The 23,130-nt window shown below is 59.8% G+C and carries 33 protein-coding genes; 13 read left to right on the top strand and 20 right to left on the bottom strand.

Annotated features, from left to right (window positions below; all coding sequences use genetic code 11):
• Positions 1 to 71: 71 nt before the first annotated feature.
• Positions 72 to 2,171: a TonB-dependent siderophore receptor gene (locus tag AC3A4E_RS07115; RefSeq protein ID WP_487630811.1), complete on the top strand. Its 2,100-nt coding sequence runs from the start codon at positions 72 to 74 to the stop codon at positions 2,169 to 2,171.
• A gap of 51 nt (positions 2,172 to 2,222) precedes the next feature.
• Here AC3A4E_RS07115 and AC3A4E_RS07110 read toward each other — a convergent pair whose 3' ends face one another.
• The 3 genes from AC3A4E_RS07110 to AC3A4E_RS07100 form a co-directional block, all read right to left on the bottom strand.
• On the bottom strand, positions 2,223 to 3,197 hold the full coding sequence (locus AC3A4E_RS07110) for an SOS response-associated peptidase family protein (protein WP_487630810.1): 975 nt from the start codon (positions 3,195 to 3,197) through the stop codon (positions 2,223 to 2,225).
• Between the two features lie 2 nt (positions 3,198 to 3,199).
• Positions 3,200 to 3,634, bottom strand: coding sequence for a hypothetical protein (locus AC3A4E_RS07105; protein ID WP_487628403.1), 435 nt, complete (start codon positions 3,632 to 3,634; stop codon positions 3,200 to 3,202).
• Positions 3,635 to 3,755: 121 nt separating this feature from the next.
• The gene (locus tag AC3A4E_RS07100) at positions 3,756 to 4,085 is read right to left on the bottom strand and encodes a hypothetical protein (protein WP_487630809.1); all 330 of its coding nucleotides are present in this window, start codon (positions 4,083 to 4,085) and stop codon (positions 3,756 to 3,758) included.
• A gap of 87 nt (positions 4,086 to 4,172) precedes the next feature.
• Between AC3A4E_RS07100 and AC3A4E_RS07095 the strand changes: the two genes are divergently transcribed.
• Together AC3A4E_RS07095 and AC3A4E_RS07090 are read left to right on the top strand one after the other, a co-directional pair.
• The gene (locus AC3A4E_RS07095; protein ID WP_487630808.1) at positions 4,173 to 4,850 is read left to right on the top strand and encodes a hypothetical protein; all 678 of its coding nucleotides are present in this window, start codon (positions 4,173 to 4,175) and stop codon (positions 4,848 to 4,850) included.
• 78 nt (positions 4,851 to 4,928) lie between these two features.
• Entirely contained in the window at positions 4,929 to 5,585 is a 657-nt protein-coding gene (locus AC3A4E_RS07090) for an RES family NAD+ phosphorylase (protein ID WP_487630807.1), read from the top strand.
• Positions 5,586 to 5,621: 36 nt separating this feature from the next.
• Here AC3A4E_RS07090 and AC3A4E_RS07085 read toward each other — a convergent pair whose 3' ends face one another.
• Positions 5,622 to 5,885 carry a hypothetical protein gene (locus AC3A4E_RS07085; RefSeq protein WP_487630806.1) on the bottom strand — a complete coding sequence of 88 codons (264 nt, stop codon included), beginning with the start codon at positions 5,883 to 5,885 and terminating at the stop codon, positions 5,622 to 5,624.
• Between the two features lie 188 nt (positions 5,886 to 6,073).
• Between AC3A4E_RS07085 and AC3A4E_RS07080 the strand changes: the two genes are divergently transcribed.
• The 4 genes from AC3A4E_RS07080 (at position 6,074) to AC3A4E_RS07065 (ending at position 8,863) form a co-directional block, all read left to right on the top strand.
• The gene (locus AC3A4E_RS07080) at positions 6,074 to 6,838 is read left to right on the top strand and encodes a response regulator transcription factor (protein ID WP_487630805.1); all 765 of its coding nucleotides are present in this window, start codon (positions 6,074 to 6,076) and stop codon (positions 6,836 to 6,838) included.
• A 161-nt stretch (positions 6,839 to 6,999) separates the two neighbouring features.
• On the top strand, positions 7,000 to 7,770 hold the full coding sequence (locus AC3A4E_RS07075) for a response regulator transcription factor (RefSeq protein ID WP_487630804.1): 771 nt from the start codon (positions 7,000 to 7,002) through the stop codon (positions 7,768 to 7,770).
• Positions 7,771 to 7,895: 125 nt separating this feature from the next.
• Positions 7,896 to 8,636 (top strand): DUF4142 domain-containing protein, encoded by a 741-nt coding sequence (locus AC3A4E_RS07070; protein ID WP_487630803.1) that lies wholly within the window; start codon positions 7,896 to 7,898, stop codon positions 8,634 to 8,636.
• A 32-nt stretch (positions 8,637 to 8,668) separates the two neighbouring features.
• Entirely contained in the window at positions 8,669 to 8,863 is a 195-nt protein-coding gene (locus tag AC3A4E_RS07065; RefSeq protein WP_487630802.1) for a hypothetical protein, read from the top strand.
• Between the two features lie 63 nt (positions 8,864 to 8,926).
• On the opposite strand, the gene AC3A4E_RS07060 is transcribed toward AC3A4E_RS07065, so the two are convergent.
• Positions 8,927 to 9,928 carry a phospholipase D family protein gene (locus AC3A4E_RS07060; RefSeq protein WP_487630801.1) on the bottom strand — a complete coding sequence of 334 codons (1,002 nt, stop codon included), beginning with the start codon at positions 9,926 to 9,928 and terminating at the stop codon, positions 8,927 to 8,929.
• A gap of 153 nt (positions 9,929 to 10,081) precedes the next feature.
• Here AC3A4E_RS07060 and AC3A4E_RS07055 point away from each other — a divergent pair, with 153 nt between their 5' ends.
• The 3 genes from AC3A4E_RS07055 (at position 10,082) to AC3A4E_RS07045 (ending at position 12,110) form a co-directional block, all read left to right on the top strand.
• On the top strand, positions 10,082 to 10,378 hold the full coding sequence (locus AC3A4E_RS07055) for a hypothetical protein (RefSeq protein ID WP_487630800.1): 297 nt from the start codon (positions 10,082 to 10,084) through the stop codon (positions 10,376 to 10,378).
• Positions 10,379 to 10,549: 171 nt separating this feature from the next.
• Positions 10,550 to 10,894: an HNH endonuclease gene (locus tag AC3A4E_RS07050; RefSeq protein WP_487630799.1), complete on the top strand. Its 345-nt coding sequence runs from the start codon at positions 10,550 to 10,552 to the stop codon at positions 10,892 to 10,894.
• Positions 10,884 to 12,110, top strand: coding sequence for an HNH endonuclease (locus tag AC3A4E_RS07045; RefSeq protein WP_487630798.1), 1,227 nt, complete (start codon positions 10,884 to 10,886; stop codon positions 12,108 to 12,110). Before AC3A4E_RS07050 ends, AC3A4E_RS07045 begins: the two co-directional genes overlap by 11 nt.
• A 68-nt stretch (positions 12,111 to 12,178) precedes the next feature.
• Here AC3A4E_RS07045 and AC3A4E_RS07040 read toward each other — a convergent pair whose 3' ends face one another.
• The 3 genes from AC3A4E_RS07040 to AC3A4E_RS07030 all read right to left on the bottom strand — a co-directional run bounded on the left by AC3A4E_RS07040 (position 12,179) and on the right by AC3A4E_RS07030 (position 13,237).
• Positions 12,179 to 12,568 (bottom strand): hypothetical protein, encoded by a 390-nt coding sequence (locus AC3A4E_RS07040; protein WP_487630797.1) that lies wholly within the window; start codon positions 12,566 to 12,568, stop codon positions 12,179 to 12,181.
• On the bottom strand, positions 12,565 to 12,888 hold the full coding sequence (locus AC3A4E_RS07035; RefSeq protein ID WP_487630796.1) for a hypothetical protein: 324 nt from the start codon (positions 12,886 to 12,888) through the stop codon (positions 12,565 to 12,567). The genes AC3A4E_RS07040 and AC3A4E_RS07035 overlap by 4 nt, the downstream gene beginning before the upstream one ends.
• Before the next feature lie 67 nt (positions 12,889 to 12,955).
• Complete coding sequence (locus tag AC3A4E_RS07030; protein ID WP_487630795.1) at positions 12,956 to 13,237, bottom strand: hypothetical protein; 282 nt, start codon at positions 13,235 to 13,237, stop codon at positions 12,956 to 12,958.
• 266 nt (positions 13,238 to 13,503) lie between these two features.
• On the opposite strand from AC3A4E_RS07030, the gene AC3A4E_RS07025 reads away from it, so the two are divergent.
• Positions 13,504 to 14,199 carry a hypothetical protein gene (locus AC3A4E_RS07025; RefSeq protein ID WP_487630794.1) on the top strand — a complete coding sequence of 232 codons (696 nt, stop codon included), beginning with the start codon at positions 13,504 to 13,506 and terminating at the stop codon, positions 14,197 to 14,199.
• A gap of 36 nt (positions 14,200 to 14,235) precedes the next feature.
• On the opposite strand, the gene AC3A4E_RS07020 is transcribed toward AC3A4E_RS07025, so the two are convergent.
• From AC3A4E_RS07020 to AC3A4E_RS06975, 10 genes are all read right to left on the bottom strand, one after another.
• Positions 14,236 to 14,544: a hypothetical protein gene (locus AC3A4E_RS07020; RefSeq protein ID WP_487630793.1), complete on the bottom strand. Its 309-nt coding sequence runs from the start codon at positions 14,542 to 14,544 to the stop codon at positions 14,236 to 14,238.
• Positions 14,545 to 14,552: 8 nt separating this feature from the next.
• Positions 14,553 to 14,849, bottom strand: coding sequence for a hypothetical protein (locus AC3A4E_RS07015; RefSeq protein ID WP_487630792.1), 297 nt, complete (start codon positions 14,847 to 14,849; stop codon positions 14,553 to 14,555).
• Positions 14,846 to 15,247 (bottom strand): hypothetical protein, encoded by a 402-nt coding sequence (locus AC3A4E_RS07010; protein ID WP_487630791.1) that lies wholly within the window; start codon positions 15,245 to 15,247, stop codon positions 14,846 to 14,848. Before AC3A4E_RS07010 ends, AC3A4E_RS07015 begins: the two co-directional genes overlap by 4 nt.
• A 112-nt stretch (positions 15,248 to 15,359) precedes the next feature.
• On the bottom strand, positions 15,360 to 15,734 hold the full coding sequence (locus tag AC3A4E_RS07005) for a hypothetical protein (protein ID WP_487630790.1): 375 nt from the start codon (positions 15,732 to 15,734) through the stop codon (positions 15,360 to 15,362).
• 101 nt (positions 15,735 to 15,835) lie between these two features.
• Positions 15,836 to 16,075 (bottom strand): hypothetical protein, encoded by a 240-nt coding sequence (locus tag AC3A4E_RS07000; protein WP_487630789.1) that lies wholly within the window; start codon positions 16,073 to 16,075, stop codon positions 15,836 to 15,838.
• Positions 16,072 to 16,653: a hypothetical protein gene (locus AC3A4E_RS06995; protein ID WP_487630788.1), complete on the bottom strand. Its 582-nt coding sequence runs from the start codon at positions 16,651 to 16,653 to the stop codon at positions 16,072 to 16,074. The genes AC3A4E_RS07000 and AC3A4E_RS06995 overlap by 4 nt, the downstream gene beginning before the upstream one ends.
• Positions 16,654 to 16,667: 14 nt before the next feature.
• A complete protein-coding gene (locus AC3A4E_RS06990; RefSeq protein WP_487630787.1) occupies positions 16,668 to 16,970 on the bottom strand; it encodes a hypothetical protein in 303 nt (100 codons plus the stop codon).
• A gap of 1,199 nt (positions 16,971 to 18,169) precedes the next feature.
• On the bottom strand, positions 18,170 to 18,613 hold the full coding sequence (locus AC3A4E_RS06985) for a hypothetical protein (protein WP_487630786.1): 444 nt from the start codon (positions 18,611 to 18,613) through the stop codon (positions 18,170 to 18,172).
• An 83-nt stretch (positions 18,614 to 18,696) separates the two neighbouring features.
• Positions 18,697 to 19,287, bottom strand: a complete 591-nt coding sequence (locus AC3A4E_RS06980) for a hypothetical protein (RefSeq protein WP_487630785.1) — start codon at positions 19,285 to 19,287, stop codon at positions 18,697 to 18,699.
• Entirely contained in the window at positions 19,284 to 20,120 is an 837-nt protein-coding gene (locus tag AC3A4E_RS06975; RefSeq protein ID WP_487630784.1) for an ankyrin repeat domain-containing protein, read from the bottom strand. The genes AC3A4E_RS06980 and AC3A4E_RS06975 overlap by 4 nt, the downstream gene beginning before the upstream one ends.
• A gap of 150 nt (positions 20,121 to 20,270) precedes the next feature.
• Here AC3A4E_RS06975 and AC3A4E_RS06970 point away from each other — a divergent pair, with 150 nt between their 5' ends.
• Together AC3A4E_RS06970 and AC3A4E_RS06965 are read left to right on the top strand one after the other, a co-directional pair.
• Positions 20,271 to 20,945 (top strand): hypothetical protein, encoded by a 675-nt coding sequence (locus AC3A4E_RS06970; RefSeq protein WP_487630783.1) that lies wholly within the window; start codon positions 20,271 to 20,273, stop codon positions 20,943 to 20,945.
• Between the two features lie 98 nt (positions 20,946 to 21,043).
• The gene (locus AC3A4E_RS06965; protein WP_487630782.1) at positions 21,044 to 21,307 is read left to right on the top strand and encodes a hypothetical protein; all 264 of its coding nucleotides are present in this window, start codon (positions 21,044 to 21,046) and stop codon (positions 21,305 to 21,307) included.
• 17 nt (positions 21,308 to 21,324) lie between these two features.
• Here the strand turns inward: AC3A4E_RS06965 and AC3A4E_RS06960 are convergent, their stop codons facing one another.
• The gene (locus AC3A4E_RS06960) at positions 21,325 to 22,227 is read right to left on the bottom strand and encodes an ankyrin repeat domain-containing protein (RefSeq protein WP_487630781.1); all 903 of its coding nucleotides are present in this window, start codon (positions 22,225 to 22,227) and stop codon (positions 21,325 to 21,327) included.
• Between the two features lie 81 nt (positions 22,228 to 22,308).
• A complete protein-coding gene (locus tag AC3A4E_RS06955; protein ID WP_487630780.1) occupies positions 22,309 to 23,130 on the bottom strand; it encodes a hypothetical protein in 822 nt (273 codons plus the stop codon).

Below are 23,130 nucleotides of genomic sequence, written 5' to 3'. Positions count from 1 at the left end.
GCGATTGACCCTGCCCACCCAATTTGATCGGCCGTTGTTTGGCCGGCACTACTTTGCAGACGTTTACATCAATGAATCTTTCCAAGCTCTCCCTTTCAATTTTTCTCGCGATGGTGTCACCGCTGGCCGCAGCCACTGCCGATGAGGGCGAGGTCTCCAGTTCGCCCATTGATGCGAAGACCCTCGATCCAGTTTGGGTCCGTGGCACCCGGCCCGATGCGCCGGTCACCGTGGGGGGCAAGCTTGAGCTAAGCGCGAAGGACACACCGCGGTCAGTCACAACCATTGACCGAAAGCGTTTGGACGAAGAGCAGACCACGTCGATTTCCAGAGTGGTGGAGCGCGCCACTGGCGTCTACGTGCGCGATCAAGGGGATCTGGACGACGGCCCTATGTTCTATTCACGTGGCTTCGCAATGTTGGTATCGGAGAACGGCATCCCGTTCGACACGACGTATTACGGAGCGGGATTGGACACGTCTTTGTATGAGCGCGTGGAGATTCTTCGGGGGCCGGACGGGCTCATGCAGGGCCAAGGCCAGCTCGGTGGCACGGTAAACCTGGTTCGCAAACGCCCCACCTCCTTCACCCAGCGCAGCTTTGAGATCGGCGCGGGCCAGTGGGACGCTTTCCGCAGTTCGATGGACGTGTCTGGCCGGCTGCGCCAAGACGGACGAGTGCGCGGGCGTGCCGTTCTGACAGGCGACCGGCGCAACAGCTGGCTGCCGCACGTCGGAAACGAGAAAGCGCAGGGCTATGCAATCGTTGAGATTGACACGGGTGACGCCACCACCCTCTCATTCCATGCGCAAGCGCAATCAAGCAACGTCAATCCCAACTTTGGCGCGCTTTACGACGGTGAGCGCTACACCCCGCGCGGCCAGTATGCCGGTGCGAGTTGGAGCAAATTCGACTTCAATCGGACCGATGCCGGCCTAGGGGTCAAGCATCGGTTCAACGAACGCCTGCGGCTCAGCGCGCAAGTGGACTACCGCAACTACGACGACAAGAAGCGGTTCGCGTTTCACAACCCACACCCGAATTTCGCGAGCACTGGTCGCTCGGCCCTCATCAATCGGGCCACTTGGTTTGAAGGCGATCAGTGGACGGGGGACGTGCACCTCAGTGGCGAGCTCAATGCTTATGGCGGCGTGCATGAGTTTGTTGTCGGCGGCAACGTAGAGCGTTTCGACTTCGACAACTGGACGCGCAATGCCCCATCGGTGGGTCTTTGGGAGTTTGGAAATTCCGACGTGCCCTATGTGGAGCTGGCCCGCCCTGCCCCACGGAGCACCCGCATCGTCCAGGCAGGCGTGTATGCCCAGGGCCGGTTCGAGCTTGCGCAGCAGTGGCATCTGCACTTGGGGAGCCGGCTGAGCCGTTATCGGTCGCACACGACCAACAATGGCGTCACGGCGCCGAACTACGACGAAAGCGGCGTGTTTACTCCCTACGGCGCTTTGGTGTGGACGGCGTCTCCCCGCGTAAACGTCTATGCGAGCTATGCAGACATCTTCCGGCCCCAGAGCTTTGGCACTGACGACGCTTCGGGGGAGTTGCTTCCACCCCTAGTCGGGCGCCAAGTGGAGGTGGGCAGCAAGATCGGCTTCGTCGACGACCGCGTCTTGCTCAACCTCTCGGTCTTCGATGCCCGAGACCGCAACCGCGCCATCCAGGATCCGGTGGACCCGTCAGCTCGCATTGCTGCAGGCGAAGTGGAGAGCCGTGGGGCTGAGATTGAGCTCACGGGGCAGATCACCCCGAGCTGGAACGCGACGGTGGGTTACACCTACACCCGGTCCCGGTTCGCGTCTGGCTACGGCAGCGAAGAAGGCAGCAACTTCAATGGGTTCTCGCCGCGTCAGTCCTTCAAACTCTGGACGACCTACACACTGGAAAACGCTGGCGTCTTGAACGGCTGGTCTGCAGGTCTTGGCGCCCGTGCCTTCAGCAGCAGCGAGCTCGCGGTCGCTGCACCCTACGTATTCACCGCCCGCCAGCCACGATACGCGGTGATGGATGTTCGCGTTGCCGCGCCACTGTCTAGGAGGGGGGAGCTCGCTTTGAACATCAACAACGTGTTCGATCGCGAGTATGTCTCCGCCCCGAACATCCGTGCGTTCTACGGCTCCCCGCGCCAGGCCGAGCTTCGCTACACCCTCCGCTGGTGAATCGGAGATGGCGGTCGAGCACCTCAGCCCGATCGCCCTCCCCCACGGTCGCTACGCGGCCTTACGAACGACTTCGTAGAAGGGATGGCGCTTGTCGTCGAGCAATCCCAGAAGCTCTTCGGTGCTGCGCCCCACCGGGGTTAGCCAGGCATCGACGTTTTCGGGCTTCAGATTGACGATGGTGCGGTCATGCCCTTCCGCGGCCACCTCAGGCTCGGGGTCATCCGTCACAGCGGCGAAGCTGTAGAGGTCTGGTTCGATGCCTGTGGGGTCGGTCCACTTCGACCACAAGCAGGCCACCAGCATGGGTTCACCGGTGCGGGGGCGGAACTGAATTTCCTTGTTGCCGCCCTTCCCGTCATCGACGTTCTCGTAGAACGTCTCAGCGATCATCAGGCCATGAGTGTGCCCGAACTGGTGACGCCAGAAGCGAGTGAGGTTGTCGCGTCGAGCGTTGTATGTGCCAGACACACGACCATCCCGCGTGCGGTCGATGGAAGGGTCCATGCCAGCAGGTCGGCAGTGGTAGCGCATGGGTCGAACGATCTTCTTCCCGTCTTCGACAATCATCACTGGCACATACCAATCGGGGAAGATCCGGTTGTCGATTTCAGGCTTCAGCGAGGTGCGCTTGGCGTCCGTGATCCATCGTTCTAGCTGGGCGATTTTGTTCGTGGCAATGCGCTGTTCGTTGAGAGCTGTCTTCGTCTCCTTGACCGCCAGTTTTGCTTCGGCCGTAGCCAAGCGCAGCTTTTGTTTTTCAAGCTCGTCGACGCTCTCTGCAAGCTTCCGTCCGTTCCACTCGCCGATGAGGTCTTGGATCTCTCTTTCTTGCTCCGTCTTCGGCCTCAAAAAATTCTGATCCATGCCTTTGGGAATTCTGATGGTGTCGGCACCGCTTTTACGAACGCGATACCGCTCATCTCGCTGCAGATAGAGCTCCCAAAAAGCCTTCATGTCGATTTCGGAGCCGGTCTCCTGCTTGAACGCATCGAGCAAGGTCCAGGCTTCTGCGCTGTAGCACATGGCTAGCCTCCCGTTTTCTTGCTGAGCATGTGGTCCCGCACGACTTCCGCAAGCACGTCGTAACTGACGCCCACGTTCTTTGGCTGCTTGGCCATGAACGCTTCCACCGCGAGGATCGCCGATTCGTATTCGGGCATGTCGTAATAGTTGAGCGGGAAGTCCTCGAAGTAAGACGGCCCCAGCAGCTCCTTGATATCGAGTGTCATCCCAAGCTCCAGGTAAGCACGATCCAATTCGGCATTACCCTTGATGGTCCGGAGTTCCTGGTCGACTTCGGGAGTCAACCCCAGCTCAACGCGCTTCGCATCCAGCATCTCTTGGAACTCACGAATGGTCGTGCGCTCGCGGAATTCGTCTGAATTTGGAATCGCGTTCACCCACCCGTTCAACGCGTAGATTCGTTCGATGTAACCATCGATGTCTTCGAGGCTAAGCATGTCGGCTCCGGGTGCCAGTCTTCTCGCAAGGGAGGTTGAAACATCGTTCGGTCTGAGCATCTTGGGCCGTGTGGCGTGAAGCCCTGCTACTGAAAGAACACGGCTAGCGTAGCTTTAAGCCTCACGCCATCGGCTGATCTTGAAGGCTTTCGGGACCATCGAAACCCCGATCGCTTGCGAGGCTCAACAGGTCAACCCAGCGTTCGCGCAATGCCTCATCGGCATTGTCCGCCCACACTTGCTGGGGTAGATCGCCCGCCTGCGCATCGAACGCTACCCAGAATTGCCGGCGAGTCTTGCCCGCGGGGAGATAGGCGAGCACCCAATCCCAGAGCTCACGGAGCCTCGCGTCTTGATCTACGGTGATCATCACCATCCTCCCGTCGAGTTGCCAGTTCCTCGCCACGAGCGCAAAGCGGCTGAGGGCCTGATCCGGGTCGCAGCCTTTCATGGGCATAGAGCGCCATGCCTCCCTGCCAGCTAACCATGCTCGGGTCTCAATCCGCGAGAACGCGGCCCTCTACCTGGCCTTACGGTCATGAGTGAGACCATCCACGGCCCGCTTCTAGGCTGGACTGTGTTCCAAACCCTTCTCGGTTACGCCCCGCTGATTTCCGCCGGCATGGCCGGTCTGACCGCCCTGATCTGGGTGGTCTATTTGACCGCCTTCCTGGCCAGCTATCGCCGTCAGCGGCGTCCGTCCATCTTGATTACCTCTGGCGCCGGGCGCGGCATGGGAGCGCATTGTTTCGTGACCAACTTGGGCTTGGAGCCGATTTACGTGCTCGACATCATCTTGGACCTGACCCGGCCAGATGGGAGCCGCGTTCGAGCGGTCATTCCGGAGCGCAACGAACAATTGCCCAGCGACGACCAGCCGGGACCCGACGATGGCCGTGGCGCCACCAATGTCGGCCCCCTTTGCAGCGGCGTCCAGATCGACATTGGCCGCTTCAAGACAATGATCGAGCGGGCCTGCGCTGAAAACCCAGAGGTGCAGGCAGACATGCCCCTCGCGTCGCTGGAAATCACGGTGGTCACCATCACCGCCGCGCGAGCAGAACTATGCGCGGCTTCACGGACCTACCGGCTTGAAGATCGGGACGGCGCGCTGCGCCTGTGCGCGACCAGCATCAAAGCCAAGCAGATCCAGGGCTTTGTTGCCCGCCGCCGCTTGGCGCGCGAGCTGGAACAACGCTTGGGCACCCGCCTCTAGAACGCGTGGTGTGATTGACACATCATTGACGTTCAAGGCGAGAAAAAGCGCACCAAAGCTCATTACGTGGAGTCGAAAGTGCAAATCACCCCAGATCTCGATGAGGCTGCGACGCAAAACGCTGGTCAGCCCTCGGAGAGCCAAATCGACGACTCGGTAGAGGACACCTTCCCGGCCAGCGATCCGCCTTCGCATAGCGTGCCTGGCACGAGCTCGCCCACCGACGCCTGGCCGCGCTCGACGAAGCAAGAAATCGAGCTCTGGCGCGTCGTAGAAGCCGATGCAGTCGACACCGCATTCCGCAGACCCTGCTCAATGCCTGGCCGATGGACCACGGAAGGCACGTCGGTTGTCTATGCAGCAGACTCAATCGCCACGGCGATCCTCGAATACTTGGCCCACCTGGACGGCGACCCACCCTCGCCTCTCTACCTGGCCAAGGCCACCGTGCCCGGCACGCTAACCCTGGTCGCGGCCGGACTCCCTTCGACATGGCGGTCTCCCGACTACCAGCCCGAGGTTCAAGCCATCGGTGATGAGTGGGTGGAAGCGAGAAGCAGCCTGGTGCTCGAGGTCCCGAGCGCCGTGAGTCCGGAGGCTTTCAACTACCTCATCAACCCCATGCATGAGGACGCACGTCAACTTCTGGTTGGCGACCCCACGTCGTTCGATTTGGATCGACGTCTGGTTCAAACCGCGCGACCTGATCGGTATTGGGCCATGGGCGCCCCTTGAGAGGAGCTGCCCACACGTGCCCTCATCCTTCCACGCCTACCACGACAATTTGAAGTGCACGAAGGTGCCGAAGTCACGCTCGAACGATCCCCTGTAGCCCGACCGTTTGAGCACCGCGAGCACCTCGCTCAATTTCTCATCGGAAAGCGTTCCGCAATCCACGGTCCATTCCAGCGCCCGCTTGCTCGCCGCGTCGGGCAGCCGCATCCGACTTTTCAGTTCGTTCGCCACCCTTTTGACATTGGTAGCAGGCCTTGAAGCAGAGGTGCTCTCTGCTATCTCTTCTGGTGAACTTTCCACTGCTGCCTCCTTCTCAGCGTTGCGAAAATTCTTTGAGCGATGACGTGAAAATCGTGTCGAAGAGAGTTGACGCTTTGTGGCAGACCGCACAGAACCTAACGTTGCTGCCGTAGAAATATTCTTCACTTGAAGTAGATGGTGCCGGGGGTATTTCTCCGCGCCGTCTAAGACAGATGGAGGACCCCGAAATGAGCAGCACCCGACATCGAGAAGTCACGATCTTGCTTGTCGACGACGATGCCCGGCTGTCGGGCCTGGTGGGGGATTGGCTGGAAAACAGCGGCTATACCGTCGACTTTGCTGCTTCTGGCAAAGAGGCACTGACCTTGGCTTCGCAAGACCATTTCGATGTCATCGTGTTGGACCTCGACATGCCTGGCATGGGAGGACTGGCGGTGTGTCGAACGCTTCGTGATTCGTCTAACCCCGAAACGCCCATCATCTTCCTCACTGCCCGAAACACCGTGGAAAGCAAAGTAGAAGGCCTGGCTGCGGGTGCGGACGACTACCTGGTGAAGCCCTTCTCACCCCAGGAACTGTCTGCTCGGATTGAGGCATTGGTGAGGCGCAGCCGTAACGAGGTGGCGCCAGAAGCTTTCGAGATCGACGACGTGCGCGCGGACCCATGGAGCGACACCGTGACCCGGGGTGGCAAGCATCTGCACATCAAGGGAACGGGGATGACCATGCTCATCGAGCTCATGCGAGCCCACCCCCGGGTCGTGACCCGCGATGAGATGCTCAAGAAAATCTGGGGCGCGCGCATCCCGGAATCCGACGCATTACGGAGCCACCTCTACCAGTTGAGGAAATCGCTCAACACTGGATTCGAGGAGGAGCTTATCGCCACCATCCCTGGCGTTGGCTATCGCTTTCGCGAACCGCGTCCCGGAGATCCCTTGATCGCCGAGACAACGCAAAATCGTCAGGAAGCGGTTACGACGCCTGGTTGATTCGTGTGCAACCGGCTTGCTGATCGCAGCATGTCGCGGAGCGGTGCATACACGTGCTCCGCGTGCTTTCTGAATCGACTGAGCGGCGACATTTCACCATCTCGGGACGCAGGCAGGGCTAGTTGTGGTAACCCGCCTCCGTGCGCAACGTCGAGTCGGACATGAGCAGTTTCCACCGTAAACCGGTCATCCTCCTAGTAGACGATGACTCTCGTTTGGCAGCCCTTGCAGGCGATTGGCTAGAACGTCACGGTTTTTCTGTCGACTACGCATCAAGCGGTGCCGATGGGCTCCGACTGGCTACCGACCAACAGTTCGACGCCATCATTCTGGACATCGAAATGCCAGACGTGGGCGGCATCACCGTTTGCCGCCGGCTGCGCGAACGTTCGAACCCCACGACACCCGTCATCATGCTGACGGGACTTAGCTCCTTAGACATTAAGCTCGAAAGCCTTGATGCCGGGGCCGACGACTGCATGAGCAAGCCGTTTGCTCCGGAAGAACTTGCGGCTCGGGTCCATGCATTGATGCGACGGCACCGCCACGAGGTGGCCCCGGAGATCATCGAGATAGACGGAATTGTCATCGATGAAGCGAACAGCTTAGTGATCCGCGATGGCAAGAAGATCAGCGTGCTCCCAATTGGTGCTTCGATACTTGCCACGTTGATGCGTGCCTATCCTCGCGTCGTGACCCGAGACGAGTTGTTGCGGAAGGTTTGGGGCGCAGCGTTGCCGGAATCCGACTCTCTACGGAGCCACCTTTATCAGTTGCGCCGTGCGGTGAACTTCGGCTTCGATGAACCCTTGGTAGAGACCATTGCAGGCGTAGGCATGCGGTTTCGCGCACCTCGAAAAGGCGAGTGCATTACGACGCGAAGCAATGGAACCGGCGAGCGCTTGGAAGTTTCGAGCAACAGTCAGCACTAAAAATGCTTTTGCTTCAGAAATTGCTGAAGGTTCTGGGATTTCACTCCCATCGGCATCGTCAAATCACGCTCGTCATGCCCGAGATCAGCGCAGCATCAAGCAACACCCTTTAGCTGGATCGGCTCATGAAGTTCTCGAAGACCCTGCTTGCCAGCACACTCGCGTTGGTTTTTTCGGCGTGCGGCGACAACAACAGCACGATGGTAGACAGCGGAAGCGGTGACGCGACTGATCAGCCCAACAGCACCGGCGACACCGAAGACAGAAGCCGTGGGTTGGCAGCTACATCGGAGATGCCTCCTGCCACGGCCAACGTTGGAACCCCGACTGGGAGCACATCCAGCCTGGCAGAGGGCGATCGCAAAGCATTGATGGCGGTCATGGAAGTCGATCGCCATGAAATCGAGGCGGCCGAAACGGCGCTTGCGAAGAACGTGCAAGGCGAGGTTCGCGCATACGCAGAGACCTTGAAGGCGGAACACACACGCAACCTGGAATCGACGCGCGCGTTGCTCGGCAGCGGTAGCCAGGCGGGTAGCGAGATGACGACCGTCGCGGGCGGCACGGCGACCACCACCGCAAGCACCGACGCCGATGCAGGCAACACGCCCCCTGACTTGCTTGAGATGCAGCGCAAGCACGAGGCCGAGGGCAAGCGGCTCTCTGCTCTTTCGGGAGACAACTTCCAGAAAGCATGGGTCGACGCCATGGCGATGGGTCACCAGGAAGCCTTGACCAAGCTCGACTCAGACCTGATTCCAGGCGCCACCGATGAGCGTATCAAGACGCACCTGCAGACAACTCGCACGGCCATCTCGGCCCATCTGGACATTGCGAAGCGGCTACAGCAGCAGGCTGTTAACTAACAGACCTCCAAACAGATCACTCGGAGTTGCACATGCATAACCATAAGAAAAGCGGAAATGAAGGCGCTTTCGCCGATCAGACGGCTGAAGGCCAATCGGATCATAGCGAAGGCTCAAGAAACCCCGGCCAAGGCAGCGAGCCGCTTGGTGGGGAGGACGGCGACAAAGGCCACGACAAGGCAGGCTCAGCCTCGAGACAAGGCAAGGTGCCAGACCAAAAGAAGTGAGACTGCACTTGAGAGTGAATTCGGCGTTGATCAAACCCAGCTGCCGCTGTCCCTTCTTTGCGGTTAAGCCATTTCAGTCTTGATGTAGAGCTGCTGGAGCTCGTTGAGAAATTCGTTTACTTCCGTTAGCGGAATCGCCTCGTTGGATGGATCATCAAGCGAATCAGGCCGAAGGTCGCTCTTGGCGATCAACTGCTTGAATGCCTTCTGCACTCGCTGGTCGAGCTTGAAAGGAAGCATGTTTTTGGTCGGCTCCACCCGCTCGGCAAGTTGATCCACGTAGAGCTCCTCCCCGATGGCTCCTCCCAACCTGACCTCATCGACGCGCATCCACGTAAGCGGTGCGCGGCCGGCCGGACGCCCCTCGTCGTCGGATTCCCACTGAAGCACCCAGTCACCCACGTTGTATTCGTCTTTCGACTTTCCAACGCGGGTGTTGATGAAATTCGTATCGTTGGGATCGCTGTCGGCCTCGCTGCTCGACTGCCCCCACTCAAGGTGGATGGCTTGAGAGCCAACCTTGAACCCCGAAAGTGAGGGCGTAGTCCTCGTGGGCAGCGCGTCCCTGACGTCCTGCAGAGCGCTCTCGAGATTTTTCTTCTGCAGCGCCTTGAGGCGAGCAATCTTGTCTTCTTGGGTCGGATAAAGGCTTCGCGCTAGTGCGCGGTAGCGTCTCCACTCCTGCATGGCTTGCTCACGTATGCCGGCGTCCTCGGTGACAACAACCATCTCGTAGAGTTGTGTTCCGCCTGGAAGAAGTGCGTTGGAGGACAGGTTCGCACTGCCAACCATTACGCCGGACGCGCCAAGGTAGACCTTGGCGTGGAGCTGATCGAAGAAATGGACCTTGTCCCACCCCAGCAGCTCAACCAACTCTTTGACGGCCTTGGGATTGGTCCCCGGAACGGGCGCAAGAACGATCTCTTCAAGCGCCCCAGGGCTTCCTAACAGTTGCCGCCAGTCACGCCCCACGTAGGCAACGGCGACGTGGGAGGGGTTCAAGCGCTCCAATTCCTCTCGCATGTGGGATCGGTCGCAAACGAGTCTTGTCTTCGAATCGGGCATGGGAATTCCTTGTCAAACCAGTAGGGCCCGATGCCATCACTGAGTATCGGGCTTAAGAAGAGATTTCCTTTAAAAACGATGATGCTCGAGGACAGTCTTACAGCTTGAGACCTCCGGTGGTTAGGGTTGACCAACACCAGTCAGGATCTTCGCATGCGTCTCGAGGAATGCGGCAACCACTCCCGGGAATCCCGCATCGCATGCGAGGAGTTCTTGGCCATCCGGCGTCGTAGCGCGCGGCTCACCCGTTTTCGGGCCGCCTGGGTGTGTGCCTCGATCGTTTGGCTGACCACTGCCTTCACCCTTTCGCTCCATGCTCGACTGGGCCTCGATGTGATTTCCGCACGAGCAAGTGGGTCGCTGATCGCAGGCGTATTGGCAGTGTGGTCGCTGACGACAGTTGCGCTGGTGGCGGTTGCCTTGTTCGGTAGTCGCCGCCGCAAGATCTAGACCGCTTCAGACCTGCTTGGCGTGAGTTGCAGTCCATGGTTCAACGGCTTATAAAAGCTATGCCACTCGCTTGAAGCGTTGGTGTTTGGCCTGTCCGTGCAACGCGGCAGGTGCCCGAGGTCCACCCATCATTGGGGGCACGGGAATCGTTCCTTAGATTCCGGATGCCCGATGAGCCTGAAAAAACTTCGCACCCAATCCTTCCACGATCAGAACGGTCGCTGCTTCTATTGTGGCTTCCGCATGTGGCTGAAATCGCCTGAAGAACTGGGTCTCCGCCCCAGGTCGGCTCGCCCCTTCCAATGCACCGCCGAGCACCTGTTGGCACAGCAGGACGGTGGAGAGGACACGCCCGAGAACATCGTTGCCGCCTGCTATCTCTGCAACCTGCGCCGGCACAAGCGCCCTGCTCCCGCTCCGTCGCCAGACGCCTACAAGGCGCTGGTGCGCAAGCGCGTAGCTAAGGGAAGATGGTGGCCAAACCCTCGACCCAAGGAAGGCAACATTGGGCATTGAATCGGAGTTCGCGCACCTGGGTGCCAGCCTGGTGAATCGTATGTGGGCGGTGTCATCGCTCAAGGACGAGCCACGCGAAGTCGTCGTCAGCGTGTGGGATCACTACCTCCGGGAACAGAACGGCAAGCTCGTCTACGAAGACACGTTAGTGCGCTGGCGCGGCCCAGGCCGCAACTTGTTGCTCGAGCACTTGGCCGCGGCCCAAGCCGAAGGCCTGCCACTGCGAATGGTGCGTTCAACGCAGTTGAATCGCGAAGCCATGCTTGCCGGTAGCGCGAAGAATCCGCGCAACGTGTTCAAGGCCGAACCCGGATGGGTGGGGCGCGTCGACCAGCTCGAGGGGGATGAGTTTCGACTGATCTTCGAGCGCACCGGCGACACGGCTCTGGTCAGCGCTCCCACGACTGCGAAGTATTGGCGGGTGGCTGAAGCCGTCGAGACCATTGGGGGCGGAACGATCGATGATGTCAGCGACTGGCTGAAAACTCACCATCCTCAAGACCCCATCGGGGATCTGCGCGCCAACCTCGAGCACTTGACCGTCAATTCGGCGAGTCGACCCCACTACGACTACGCACGCTCGAACTGGAGAAGCGACAGCGGTCATTCGCGCGACCGATTGTTCAAGTCAACATTGCCTGGCACCAAGAATCGAGTGCGCTACGACGTCTTCATGCCTGCTATCCACGGACACGTAGACCTTCAGAAGAACGCGGAGGGCAAGTGGGAGGTGGTCATTCTCCCCATGTCGGAGCAGGCCCAGATCGAAGCAGAAGCCGAGTCCCAGGCCTTCGTCCAGCTCCCGCCCCTCGACAGCGATCACGATGCCCGGGTGTGGGCCATGCGTGCGGTAGCCCAGCGCCGCGGTCAGTCCACCTTTCGGGGGCAGCTCCTCGAAGCTTATGAAGGTCGCTGCGCCGTCACGGGATGCACGGCCGATGCAGTGCTGGAGGCGGCGCACATCCTCCCCTACCGCGGGGAGCACACGAACCGGGTGGACAACGGGCTTCTGTTGCGCGCGGACATCCACACCCTGTTCGACCTGGGCCTGGTGTGGGTGGCGGATGACATGCGGATTGCGATCGCACCCTCGTTGCGTGGGACCGAATACCAGGAACTGGATGGCAGGAAGCTGGGGCTGCCTGAGCTCCTGGCTCATCACCCAAATGCTACCCATCTCCGAGCGCACGCGGATCGCTTCAAAACGAAGAGCTGAGCGAGGACAGACCAACGAAGAGGCTGGGAAGTTTTTTCAGCCTCTTCGCCGTCACATCAAAGCTGGGATCAGTTCGCCTTCTGTCTATAGTCGACGGCGACCCAGCCCTCGGCGCGCTTCTCGAACGTGATGTCGAACGGCGCGTCAATCTCCTGACCTCCGCCTTTCAACTCCACACCGTTCTCGTAGCCCACGATAAAGATCTTCCCGTCGGTGACGCAGGTCACGCGCTGGACGTTCGCGCCTGCGTCAGTGCAATCGAAGGTCAGCTTGTCCCACTTCGTCACTTCGACGCGCCGGCCCAACTGGGGTGGCATGAGGTCGCCGAAGGCGGCTTGAGTTGCGTTTGCGATGGTCTCTGCCGTGGGCTCGTCCTTGTTGCTGCTGCCACACGCGGCCAACAGGGTGGCAAGGCCGACCAGCGCAAGTGACTTTGGATGGTAACTGTGGATCCTCATGCGCTCGTTTCCTGCTGAACGACATGGGTTGGACCGGCGGCTAGCGAGCGGGTGTAATCGTCCTGCGCTCTCTTGATGTTGCGAAGCGCTGTGTTGGCCTTCGAAACAATGATCCCGCACACGATGAGCCACGGGATACCAATGATGGCGCCGAAGATCGTGATGGTTGCCCCGATGCCTGGAAGCATCGTGAAGAACGCCACCCACTTGATCAGCGTGGGTGTGCTCCGGATACCTGCTGCCGTAGAAGCAATGGTTTGCGCGTCCCGCGCGTTGGAGCCACGAAAGCGTCCCATCGCTTCGTCATATGTCAAAAACATGCTCACATCCTTTTAGAAGCATCACTGCGGAGTAACCGCTGAACAGAGTTGAAAAACACTCAAGCGGTTAGATCTTCTCGATGAGAATCACGTGCGTGATGCTAGGCAGAGAGGTGCGGCTAACCATCGGCATGCCCGAGGTCATCTGGACCACCCGCCAGCCCTTCTCGTAGACCTGTGGCACGGTCACGTCGCCCACGGTCGGGCACTTGAACACCGATTCATTCGTCACCTGAAGCGCAGACTCATCCGTCGGCGCCTTGGGTTCCGTAATGCACACCTCCCCTTGAGCGGCGAAGGCTGGAGCAGAAATGGCAGCGAGCAGAGCGGTGAGTGCGAGCTTGCGCATGGAATGGTCCCCTTTAGTTGAAATGCGTGGTGCGGTGCCCTGCACAGTAGCCATCTCGGGGGGGGCCGCTCGACTCATGTTTACGACTTGCGCGTCATGCTGCCCTCTTCTATCCTTCCGACAAGGCTGCGCCCGCCGGAGTTACGAGCGACTCAAACGGGGCTTGCGTCACCCGCGTTACCGCTTCGCCCGCACCTTCTTCCGGCTTTCGCCTTCCAAGGTTGCATGTAAGCGCTCGATGCAGCTGATCCATTTGGAGCGAACCGTTGAACACCCAACTTCTGAAGTCCATCGCCTACCAGGCGAAGCGTCGCCTTGCGTCTGAAAGCCTGCCTGTCGGCTCTAGCAAGCTCCACCAACTGATCGCCGCCCTGCACGGATTCAATTCGCAGGCAGCCATGCTTGCATTCGTGAATGATCACCCTGCTCTCTCATCCACCCCGGTTCTCGTGCGCCTTAACCAAGCGCTCGCCAGGTCTCGCTGCCTGGATATCTGCGAGGGCGTGGATCCTGATTCTATTGTGGCTTTGCTCTGCGAGTTGCTCGAAGCAAGCAGACACCCGACCTCGGGCTACGTTGTCAGTGCGATGGATACGCCCTCCACCCGATACCTCGTTCGCGCCCTCGTCCATGCGGAGCCTCGCATGGGGCCTATGGATGATCTAGACCCCGACTACGTGTATGGCGAGTTGGAAATCAGGCAACTGCCTGGTCTCACTTGCGAGCTCTCCACTCCGTCGACCATGTCGATCGTTCTTTTTCCTGGGCCCGGTAGTGTCAGCGCCGTTGGCTATTTCAGGGACAAAGACGGGGTCTCGGGGAGCTACGAATCAGGCGCTGTGTTTCATGAGCTCCGAAGCGGCCTCTACACGCTGGTGAAATCCAACGTGGTGTTCAACCCTACCGAGATCGATGAGGACGACGACGTCATCTTGGAATACGAACCGCCGCTGGACGACTAACCACGGCTCAAGCCCCCGGTAGATGCTCACCGGGGGTCAGTTGGTCCGAACGTCCCACGGCTTCTCAAGCTGTTGCTCGCGCCACGCCCGCATCAGCGCTTCGAAGTTTCCAGCTTCCGACTTCTCGACAACGACTTCCTTGCCCCGGGCCATGACGTGCTCGTGCTCGGTCCCCAGCCAGATGCTCCACCTCGCGGGATGCTGGGCGCGGTAGCTGTCGCCCCAGCCCAGATCCTCCAGGTGCTCGAAATCGGTAGGCTCCAACGCAATGTCGCGGTAGCCGGCCTGGTGGATGGAATAGATGCCCAAGTGCTCGAGATCGCGGATGGCGTTGGTCGTCTTCATGGTGGTTCTCACATGTCGTATTCGTCGAAGGCGCAGTGGCCGCACAAGCCACCCATGGCCTGGTGAATGTCGGCGTCGACCGCGGCACGGCCGCACTCGCGACAGCGCCCCACGTCCCGGCGCTTCGTCTCGCAGAGCGTCACGTCAGGCCCGCGCCAGACAACGCGCTCAACGGTTGCTTCCCACGACGAGCCGGACTTTGCGATGACGGTGAGCTCGTCGCCCTCGTTGACCCCAGTGCTGGCGACGCGAGCGCCCCAAGCACCAGACTTCAGGACGATTGGAGATGCGAGATGGGCGCTCATGCCGCCACCGCCTGCCCTGGGAATAGGGTCTCGAAGCGCGCTTCGCGGGGCAGCAGTTTTAAGCCGTGGACGACAGTGGCAGGACCATCGAGCACGTCGTCGAGACGGGCCTGCAGGGCGGTCAGCGCTTTGCTGTATGCCGACCGGGGCCCTTTGAACGAGTAATTTCCGCGACGAACCTCCAAGACTTCAAAAGCGTCCCCGCCACGCAAGCCGTTGTGCTGAAACGTTTCGATTGCACGAGGCATGAAAGCCAGGTCGAAACGAATAAGAGCGACGCGCACGGGGAGATGGTGGTTCTTGCCGTTAAGGATGCGGATTCGGAGGCGTTCGGGGTCAGCACACCAGACGACGAGGGCGACTTTTCGGTCATTGGTAGCAGCGGAAACAATGCTCATTGGTTTCATCCATTTCTTTTATAACTTAAAGTTAAAGAAGCAATGGAGTTCGTCAATGGCATTTCAGATACTTCTTTCCAAATCTGCGGGCTGTAATCAGCATTTTTTAAAATCAGCGCAACCCCAGCCGCCGGAGATCATTGGAAACGGTTGGGAGCGAAACAGACTGACGTGTAATGGCGCGGACGATGCCGTGCAGATGGGTGACGCGATGCTCGGGTTGGTGGAAGAACCGAAGCACGAAAGCGCGTCGCCGCTGGCGAATCGTCGTCATCGAATCAGCCCCCAACGAGTCCGCCAGCTCCAGGCATTCGAGGAACGCTTCTTCACTACCAGGACCCGACTCGGCTAGCGCTTCAGGGAAGCCCAAGGCCTGCTCTACGGCACCCTGGGCGGTTTGGCGTGCGGCATACGCCAGCGGAGGTGCTCCAGCGTTGATGAGCAGGCGGACCATGTCGGGGTTGCCCGATGCGACGGCGTCGAGCAACGGGGGGTGGACGACATCGACCAGGGGGGCGCCATGGCAGACCGCGGCTCGGGCGGCTGCCAGGTTGCCGGTTTGGATGGCGTGTCGGAGTTCAAGGCTTGTCACGCGGCGGCGTCCTTAGACTCGGCGCCGATGAGTTCTGGCAGGTTGCTGGACTCCACGGCACTACAAATGGCATCGAAAAGTTCTGAATTCTCGTCGTCGGTGTAGTCGTCGACTTCGAATCCCACGACGTTCCAAGAATCGCCGACCTCCACGATAGTGGCATGTCCGTAGCGATCCCCCAGGTCGTAGGCGAAATGGATAAGACCTGGTTCTCGCCTCTCGATAGTGATGCTCATGCCGTCACCTTCGCGCCCGGTCCGGACGTATTGCTATGCCGGGTCTCGATTTCCAGGTCATACCATTCGCGCTGCACCGGATCCCATTCCGGCATGTCCATGTCTTCGGGCCGCACGGCCTCGCGCGCCTTCTGCTTCTCACGTCGTGCTGTGGCAGCTGCTTTCGTGCTCTCGAAAGTTTGGACTTTGCCGCCCTTGAGCTTCGTAGCGAGTTTCTGCAGCGTCGCAAAGTTGTCGTTGGGGTAGATAGCGAGCACGTCCACGACGGCGGCTTTGGAGACTTCATAGAAGCGATCGTTGATCCAGAACCCTTCTGCGGGCGCTTCGCCACAGCCCATGGCCATCGAGCCAGGCTTCATGGATGAGGCGGGCTGAAGCTCAAGCGTCAACGTGCGCGTCTTGCCATCGAACGACGCCCCGGCCCCTGCACGGCCACCGGCGGCGAGGGTCTTGAAGTGCGTAATGGCAACGACAGCCGTGAGCTGGAACGTGATGCGCGTGGCGGTGGCACGAACTGCCAGCTTGTCGCTAGTCAGTGCGTTGAGCGCGTCGATGTCGGATTGGCGGATAAATTTCATGGCGTGGCTCTCGCTCAGTCAACGAACTTGCGGTCGACGGCCACACCACCGCCCTTCACCAGCTTCTTGAGAGCCGAGGCATCGATCTCGGGCAGATCGCTGTCGCTTCGAACCGGCTGGGGCGCATCGCCGCTGTCGGTGGTCAGCCAAAACGGGGCTTTCTTGAAATCTACATTCTTGGCCTCGTCGCCTTCGTCCCATCCAGCCTGCTCAGCGAGAATATTGGCCAGCGAATTCACGTAGACGCCTGTTTGGATCTCGACCCAGCCGTTCTGGGTGGCGGCTTCGAGGATGGCGTTTCGGTTAGCAACCTTCATGGTGTATCTCCGTCTGATTTTGAGGGGAAAGCGTTTTCGCTTTCTATTAATCCAGATTAGAGAAACATCCCATTCCGTCAATATTGTTTTGGATACTTCTTTCCAAAACTGCGGCCACCAGCCCGCAGATTTGATTATTGGTTAATTCTCTCAACGCAAATCTTCCAGACAACAAAAAAGGGGCAGAGAAAGCCCCCATCCCCTTCCTTTGACGCATGGAATTCGATTCAAACCGCGCTCGGGCGTCAGCCGCTCTTGACCGCCTTCACCCCCCCGGAGGGGCTCATGCTCTTGCTCGCGCCGCGGTTGCTTCTAACCCCAGGCCCCGGCTTCCACCCCGGAACAAAGCCTGCCTTGCCCCGTCAGGTCGCTCTCCCACTCGCCGACGTTCCCGCACCCGGCACCAGCCGCTGCGCTCCCCCTCGCAACACCTCGATGCCCCAAACGGGCGCGTGGGGAAGCTGGGCACGGGCATTTGCCCAGCGAGGCGTAGCCAAGGATGGCCTGCTCTAATCGCTGAATCGGCGCGGGCAGAGTGTGGGCGTCCACTCGAGAACATTGAGCTCGGCGAGAAAGAGCTTTCTGTCGGATGGCTACAGACAGGCGGTGATGTCCACCGCATCGTAGGTCGTGCCATCCAACAGGTAGATGTGACAGACGCTTCCACAAGCAAGGATGTCGAGCAACGGGGCAACTACTGTGCATGCACGGAAGATGAGTCACACTGACCACATGACTCTTCTGTCGGAAATCGAAAGCGCTGTCTTGGTCATGATTTCGCAGGGCAAATCGGTTCGACGCGTGCGTGTTCCAGCCCACCGCCGCACCGAGCTCGAATTCGACATGAAGCGCTCGCAAGGCGTGCGCCGCGACGATGACCGGCCGGTGCACGTCCTCGGGATACTCGTGATCTTCGAAGGCGACGAAGTGCACATCGAAGAGGACGTTGCGCCGGCTTCGTAGCTCAAGATTTCTGATTCGCGCCCGCCTCACCAACGGCGTCTTACCGTCTAGACTGCAAGTGTCATTGCAGCTGCCCTGCTATGACAAAAGGGGCGTTTTTTGGATGTTAGATCAGACATCGGTCGCTTTTTGTCCTCGCAAAGTGTGAAACATGGCTGATCGTCATCCTGACCGGGAGCAGCTCGCTGATCCCGGTTTTTTTACGCGATTCCCAGCTTGATCCAGGATCGCTCCGATCAGAAGCGAGCACGGGCCGGGGCTGGGGCGGCCTGCTGCCAGGCGTTATCCAGATGCGGCCCCAGATGCTTGGCTCGCACCTCCGCTATCACCGTGTTGAGCTGTCTTAGCCCAAGAATGCTGCCCCGCTCCTGCGCTTGCGCTAACAGTTCGCTCACGCTTGCTCCGCGCATCGCCAGCCCTCGCAAGAGGTCTAGCTCATTGGGTTCGAGGCCGTGGTTCTTCAGGTCCAGTGAGCCTGACGCACAGTGCATCGGCAGAAACCAGCGAAGCTCGTCCGTCAATTCGGCTCCAGCCTCCAGCAGACGATCCATGACATCGAACACGTTATCCATGGACATGCCATCTCTCGATGCCAGGTGCGCAAAGACGTGGAAGAGCTCATTGAGCCCCGTCTGGAGGTCATGCTTCCACCAGGCTTCGTCGGAGTAACCGGTCGGCATCACAAAGCGTCTCCATTCGTTCGCTTCCCATTCCCGAAGGGCCATTTGGAGAGTCGTCGCCGGAAGATCGCTTGTTGAATCCATCAGAAGCGACCCCGAGACTGGTCCGGGGTGCATTGCTGCCAGGCGTTGTTGAGTCGCTCGGCCTTGAGCTCACGGAGCTTCGTTGTGGCCAAGCGGTGGATGTAAAGCTTCATCCCGCCCTCTCCGAAGATGTCACTTATCAGCCTTGGAAGTTCGTCAAGGTCGCTCGCGCTTTCCAACCAGGCTCCTTCGGCCATCATGCTGCTTCTAAAGCGCGGTTCACACCCTGGAAGGAAGTCGACGTAAGGCTGTAAATTTTCGATTGCTTTGTGGCAAGCATCGTCGTCTTTGAACGCAGCACGGAGATCGCCCACGGTCGGTGAGCGGTCTGGGGCCACGCCTGTCGTGGACCCCGTCAAGCGCTGCAGAACCTGCCATTCTCTCGCCAGCCGCTCACGCCGCTGCTGGCTCTCACGAAGCGCATTAAGAGCCTTCTGTTCTTCCAACGCCAGCCTTGCGTCTTCCTGCCGCCGCTCCATCCGCTCGATTCGACGCGACATGTTTCGCCGCTCGACGAAAGCACCCGTCATGAGGCCTCCGCCCATCAAAAGGCAACCCGTTGCGAAGCTAAAAATAATCACTTCAATCATTGGCTGCCTCCGCTCCCAGCCGGCTCGCAGAGCATGCGCTTCCTCAGAACGTCATGACCCGGCGTCCAGGTTTCCCCGTAGTAAAGAAGCTCAAGGGGCTTTTTGCCGTCTTCGTCCTTGATGTGCGGATCAGCGCCTCGTTCCAGCAGCAATTCGACCAACTTCACGCCGTGGCACTGCCACATGGCTTCGTGGAGCGCCGTGCGGTTCTTTTGCTCTTTGCTCTGGGCGTTGACCGGCACCCCCCAGTCCAGGCATGCCTTTACCTGGCAAACGTTGAAGAACTCTGCGGCCACGATCTGGGCGGTGATGGCCTCCTTCTGGCCCGCCTCATCGCACTCGGAGAAGCTGTTTCCGAGCGATTGGAGATGTCTCAGAAATCTGACCTCACGACTCGAGTCGTCGCCGGGAGGCGTCCCCGCATCGCTACGCCCTTCGAGCAGGCGGGAGTCCGGCCCCAACAGGGTTGCCAAACGGTCCCAAGCAAGCTTGCCGCTGGCGGTATCGAGGCACCGCTGAACGATCTGGCGAACGCCTTCCCCGGTCGACACGCCCGCGGCAGCGCAGTGGGCGGTGAAGGTGTCGACGAGGTCCACGTCAGCGGCAAAGGCGGCCCAGGTGTAGTGAAGGCTTTCTTCGCGCTCGGGTTTGGGGTGGAACGACCAGGGGTTAGTGTTGTATTGCTCGAGGAGCATGGTCAACGCTTTGATTCGGCTCAAGCCATGCTTTTGAATCTCGGCGCTGAACGCCGCTTCCATTGCATTGGAGACGCGGGTTTGACGAAAGAGGCGTCGATTCGTTTTTGGGACCGGACTAATGGGATAAAGTTTCAAAGTGGGAATCTCTAAAGGGCTTAATTCAAAGCTAGAGACGAATACCCATCTGTCAATATGGTTTCAGCTACTTTTTTATTTTTGTTTGGCAGGCGCCTTATGTAGGAATAATCCCAACCCGCCTCTCAGCCATTCGAGTAAGATGGGGCGGTGCGCAACATCGAGAACGATCAGCGGGAACAGCTTCGCTTCCTCATCGCTTCCGGGAACATCCGAGCGGCGCTGGAGCTGTTGAACGACGAGTCGAAATTGCGATTCACGGCCCTCTATTTGTTGGAGGACACCTACGCTGTCAACTTCATGTTGGTTGACCGAGACGACACGCCCAGTGGCCTGCCCAACAACATTCCGCTCGACGGCTCCTACTGCAGCCTGGTGAAGGCGGCCGGCGCGCCCATCGTCATCACGAATGCCGGCCTCGATCTAAGACTGGAAGGGCATCCGTCTCGTGAGTCGATGGCCGCCTACTGCGGCGTGCCCTTGCTCGACTTGAACGGGGTGGTCTTGGGCACTCTATGCCAATTCGATCTCCAGGCGACTCCCATCAGCGCTCACACAGTGTCATTGATGCTGGAGGTGGCCGCAGCCTTAGGGGCAGAGGCGGCGGCCGATTTGCGCTTCAAGCATCTGCTCGATCGCATTGAACGCCTGTCCGACATGCAAAATCTGCTGATGTCCGTTGACAGCGAAGACGCTCGCGCTGTGTTCGATGACTTCACCGCCCCTCTGCTGGCTGAAGCCAACCTCTGGCTACCCCCTTCCGCCGCCTTAGACATTGAGGCTCGGATCAGCGCTGTTTGGTCCAGCGTTCATCACCGTTCCTGAAGCCCTCCAGGCATCGACCGACTGGCCCTATCCAGGACCTTTCGAACTGACGCGTTCTCCACCTCGGTCTTCGTAGGTTCCCGCGCAAGGAGGACCCTATGACCACGCTAAGCGACGCGCAAGCCACGTTAGAAGATCTAGACGCCGACCTCGGTCGTTATGACGCGAGCGAGGATGGCAACCTCAGGAAGCTCTCGGCGTTCAGCCGCGCAGCGCTTTATCTCCATGACTCGACGCCCTCCCCCGAGGATCGGGCGCAGGTCGATGAGGGATTGCATCGCATCGTCCAGAAGCACGGCTTGCCGGCTGAGTGCGTTGAAGCCCACTGGACTACCAAGAAGGAGTCCGGCTCCTTACGGTGAACCATCGGCAAGAGGGATCAGAACCGCACTCGCACCCCAGCGCCGCTCTCCTGCCCAATCGAGGCCTGCCGCACCGGGTGCTGGGCCAGCGTTACCCCGGGCTCGTAGAACGACACCGCGAGCCGCTTCTCCAGACGCTCAGCTTTGAGGCGGCCGCATCGGTCCGCGAATTCACCCCGCGTATCCCCCCTCGCCTCGTCGAACGCTTGCCAGTCCTTCTCGCTCGGCCCGTAGCCAGCGTTGACGATGGTGGCCGCAACGTCCCTATGCCGGCCGTCGATGGCCGAGCGAAAAGGGGTTTGCCAACCGCCCGCCCCAGCTACGTTCGCTCCGCTGTCGATGAGCAGGTGGGCCATGGCGGGGGTCTGGACATGGTTCAGCGGAGTGAGATCGAGGTCGTATCGGGGAAAAGAAGCGACGACACGAGTATCCACTTTGAGCCGCTCAGCAGCGTCGACCTTGGCGCCCGCCTCGATCAGCTTCCTCGCGCAAGCCACGTGGTCGGGCTGATTGTCGGTCCGAAAGCCACCATCCCCTTCCCAAGCTGCCGCATGAAGCGGGGTGCGTCGCTGCGTGTGGAAGGCCTGAAGGTAAGTCTTTGCATGGAAAGAGCTCGACGCCTCGACGTTGGCACCCTTCTCGATGAGCACGCCCAGCGCGTCGCTCGACCCGTAGAGAGAGGCCTGAAACAACGGCGTGCGGCCTTCATAGCCGGTCGCTTCCAGCGGGGCGCCGGCTTCGATGAGGGCGGCCGTGGCCCGGGGGTGGTTCCCTTCGGCCGCCATGTGGAGCGGCGTCATCTGGGTGCGGTCTTGTGCGTCGAGCTTCGCGCCTTGTTCGATGAGTTGCTTGCAGGCGGAGAGGTAGCCGCGGTTGGCGGCGGTGGCCAGTTGGGCTTGAAGGTCGGATGTATGGGTCACGGGCAGGCCTCGATAGATGGTGCATCGAGGTTGAAGGCGCGTTGAAATCTGTCAATCCAACTTCGTTAGGATTCCGCACGCTCAGTGAGCCATCCCAACAAACGCTCCGCAGTCGCCGCAGTAACGCATCCCGCCTACTGCCTTCGATCCCTCGGGATCGCACCTCACACACATTCTATTTTGCGTCTTCGCTGGACTCTTGCCGTTCGAGGGCAAATCGATTGGAGTGCTATCGACGGAACTGCGATTGAGCATTTCAAGATGCTCGAGAAGCGACTTTGAGATGCCCTGATCAGGGGGAGGCGTATTGCGTCTTGCCGGGGTCCGCGCGGGAGCAAGCGTGAGACGTTGGGCCGGCGCAGAGCTCGCCGTTGAAGGAGGAACGGTCTTGAGCACGGATTCATCGACACCCGAGGACGTTCGATACATCTCACGAACTCGTTGGCGAACGTCTTCGAGATCTTTTTTTCCTTGGTGATTGGCTAACCAGTCGCCTCTCGCGCGAGCGTTGACACCTGACAGTGGAGGCAGGGAAAAGTCCTTACTCAGCGGCGCAAGAAGTTCAGACAAATCTTTGAGTGACGCGGGTTGAGCTGGCGTGGATGCTGAGGTCTTACTGTCTTCGATGGCAGAGGCTTGCTCTTTCTTCGCCGCAGGCGGCACTGCCACCGTCGGAGGTGCAGACGACGCCCTAACGGTGTCAGACGGCCTGCTCGGGAAGAGCGCAGCGGCAATAGTGTGGCCCAGCCAAATGGTTCCGAACTGGAGGAGGCTCAACGGCAAAGCGAAGACCTGCACGGCGGTCCAGATCACCCAGAAGATGACGGCGATGCCGCGCGAGCGCCCGGCCGCGACAATGGTGACTAGGATCAGGAGCTGCCAGCCGAGGATGCCCATACCCAT

This window comes from Luteimonas sp. Soil_N_1, from assembly GCF_057656255.1.
This window is presented reverse-complemented; position numbering and strand designations above follow the sequence as displayed.

Bases quoted from the DNA above. Each gene is read 5' to 3' on its own strand.
- AC3A4E_RS07115 (WP_487630811.1), top strand. From the start codon at position 72: ATGAATCTTTCCAAGCTCTCCCTTTCAATTTTTCTCGCGATGGTGTCA.
- AC3A4E_RS07110 (WP_487630810.1), bottom strand. From the start codon at position 3,197: ATGTGCTACAGCGCAGAAGCCTGGACCTTGCTCGATGCGTTCAAGCAG.
- AC3A4E_RS07105 (WP_487628403.1), bottom strand. From the start codon at position 3,634: ATGCTTAGCCTCGAAGACATCGATGGTTACATCGAACGAATCTACGCG.
- AC3A4E_RS07100 (WP_487630809.1), bottom strand. From the start codon at position 4,085: ATGAAAGGCTGCGACCCGGATCAGGCCCTCAGCCGCTTTGCGCTCGTG.
- AC3A4E_RS07095 (WP_487630808.1), top strand. From the start codon at position 4,173: ATGAGTGAGACCATCCACGGCCCGCTTCTAGGCTGGACTGTGTTCCAA.
- AC3A4E_RS07080 (WP_487630805.1), top strand. From the start codon at position 6,074: ATGAGCAGCACCCGACATCGAGAAGTCACGATCTTGCTTGTCGACGAC.
- AC3A4E_RS07075 (WP_487630804.1), top strand. From the start codon at position 7,000: ATGAGCAGTTTCCACCGTAAACCGGTCATCCTCCTAGTAGACGATGAC.
- AC3A4E_RS07070 (WP_487630803.1), top strand. From the start codon at position 7,896: ATGAAGTTCTCGAAGACCCTGCTTGCCAGCACACTCGCGTTGGTTTTT.
- AC3A4E_RS07065 (WP_487630802.1), top strand. From the start codon at position 8,669: ATGCATAACCATAAGAAAAGCGGAAATGAAGGCGCTTTCGCCGATCAG.
- AC3A4E_RS07060 (WP_487630801.1), bottom strand. From the start codon at position 9,928: ATGCCCGATTCGAAGACAAGACTCGTTTGCGACCGATCCCACATGCGA.
- AC3A4E_RS07055 (WP_487630800.1), top strand. From the start codon at position 10,082: ATGCGTCTCGAGGAATGCGGCAACCACTCCCGGGAATCCCGCATCGCA.
- AC3A4E_RS07050 (WP_487630799.1), top strand. From the start codon at position 10,550: ATGAGCCTGAAAAAACTTCGCACCCAATCCTTCCACGATCAGAACGGT.
- AC3A4E_RS07040 (WP_487630797.1), bottom strand. From the start codon at position 12,568: ATGAGGATCCACAGTTACCATCCAAAGTCACTTGCGCTGGTCGGCCTT.
- AC3A4E_RS07035 (WP_487630796.1), bottom strand. From the start codon at position 12,888: ATGTTTTTGACATATGACGAAGCGATGGGACGCTTTCGTGGCTCCAAC.
- AC3A4E_RS07030 (WP_487630795.1), bottom strand. From the start codon at position 13,237: ATGCGCAAGCTCGCACTCACCGCTCTGCTCGCTGCCATTTCTGCTCCA.
- AC3A4E_RS07020 (WP_487630793.1), bottom strand. From the start codon at position 14,544: ATGAAGACGACCAACGCCATCCGCGATCTCGAGCACTTGGGCATCTAT.
- AC3A4E_RS07015 (WP_487630792.1), bottom strand. From the start codon at position 14,849: ATGAGCGCCCATCTCGCATCTCCAATCGTCCTGAAGTCTGGTGCTTGG.
- AC3A4E_RS07010 (WP_487630791.1), bottom strand. From the start codon at position 15,247: ATGAGCATTGTTTCCGCTGCTACCAATGACCGAAAAGTCGCCCTCGTC.
- AC3A4E_RS07000 (WP_487630789.1), bottom strand. From the start codon at position 16,075: ATGAGCATCACTATCGAGAGGCGAGAACCAGGTCTTATCCATTTCGCC.
- AC3A4E_RS06995 (WP_487630788.1), bottom strand. From the start codon at position 16,653: ATGAAATTTATCCGCCAATCCGACATCGACGCGCTCAACGCACTGACT.
- AC3A4E_RS06990 (WP_487630787.1), bottom strand. From the start codon at position 16,970: ATGAAGGTTGCTAACCGAAACGCCATCCTCGAAGCCGCCACCCAGAAC.
- AC3A4E_RS06985 (WP_487630786.1), bottom strand. From the start codon at position 18,613: ATGCCGACCGGTTACTCCGACGAAGCCTGGTGGAAGCATGACCTCCAG.
- AC3A4E_RS06980 (WP_487630785.1), bottom strand. From the start codon at position 19,287: ATGATTGAAGTGATTATTTTTAGCTTCGCAACGGGTTGCCTTTTGATG.
- AC3A4E_RS06965 (WP_487630782.1), top strand. From the start codon at position 21,044: ATGACCACGCTAAGCGACGCGCAAGCCACGTTAGAAGATCTAGACGCC.
- AC3A4E_RS06955 (WP_487630780.1), bottom strand. From the start codon at position 23,130: ATGGGTATGGGCATCCTCGGCTGGCAGCTCCTGATCCTAGTCACCATT.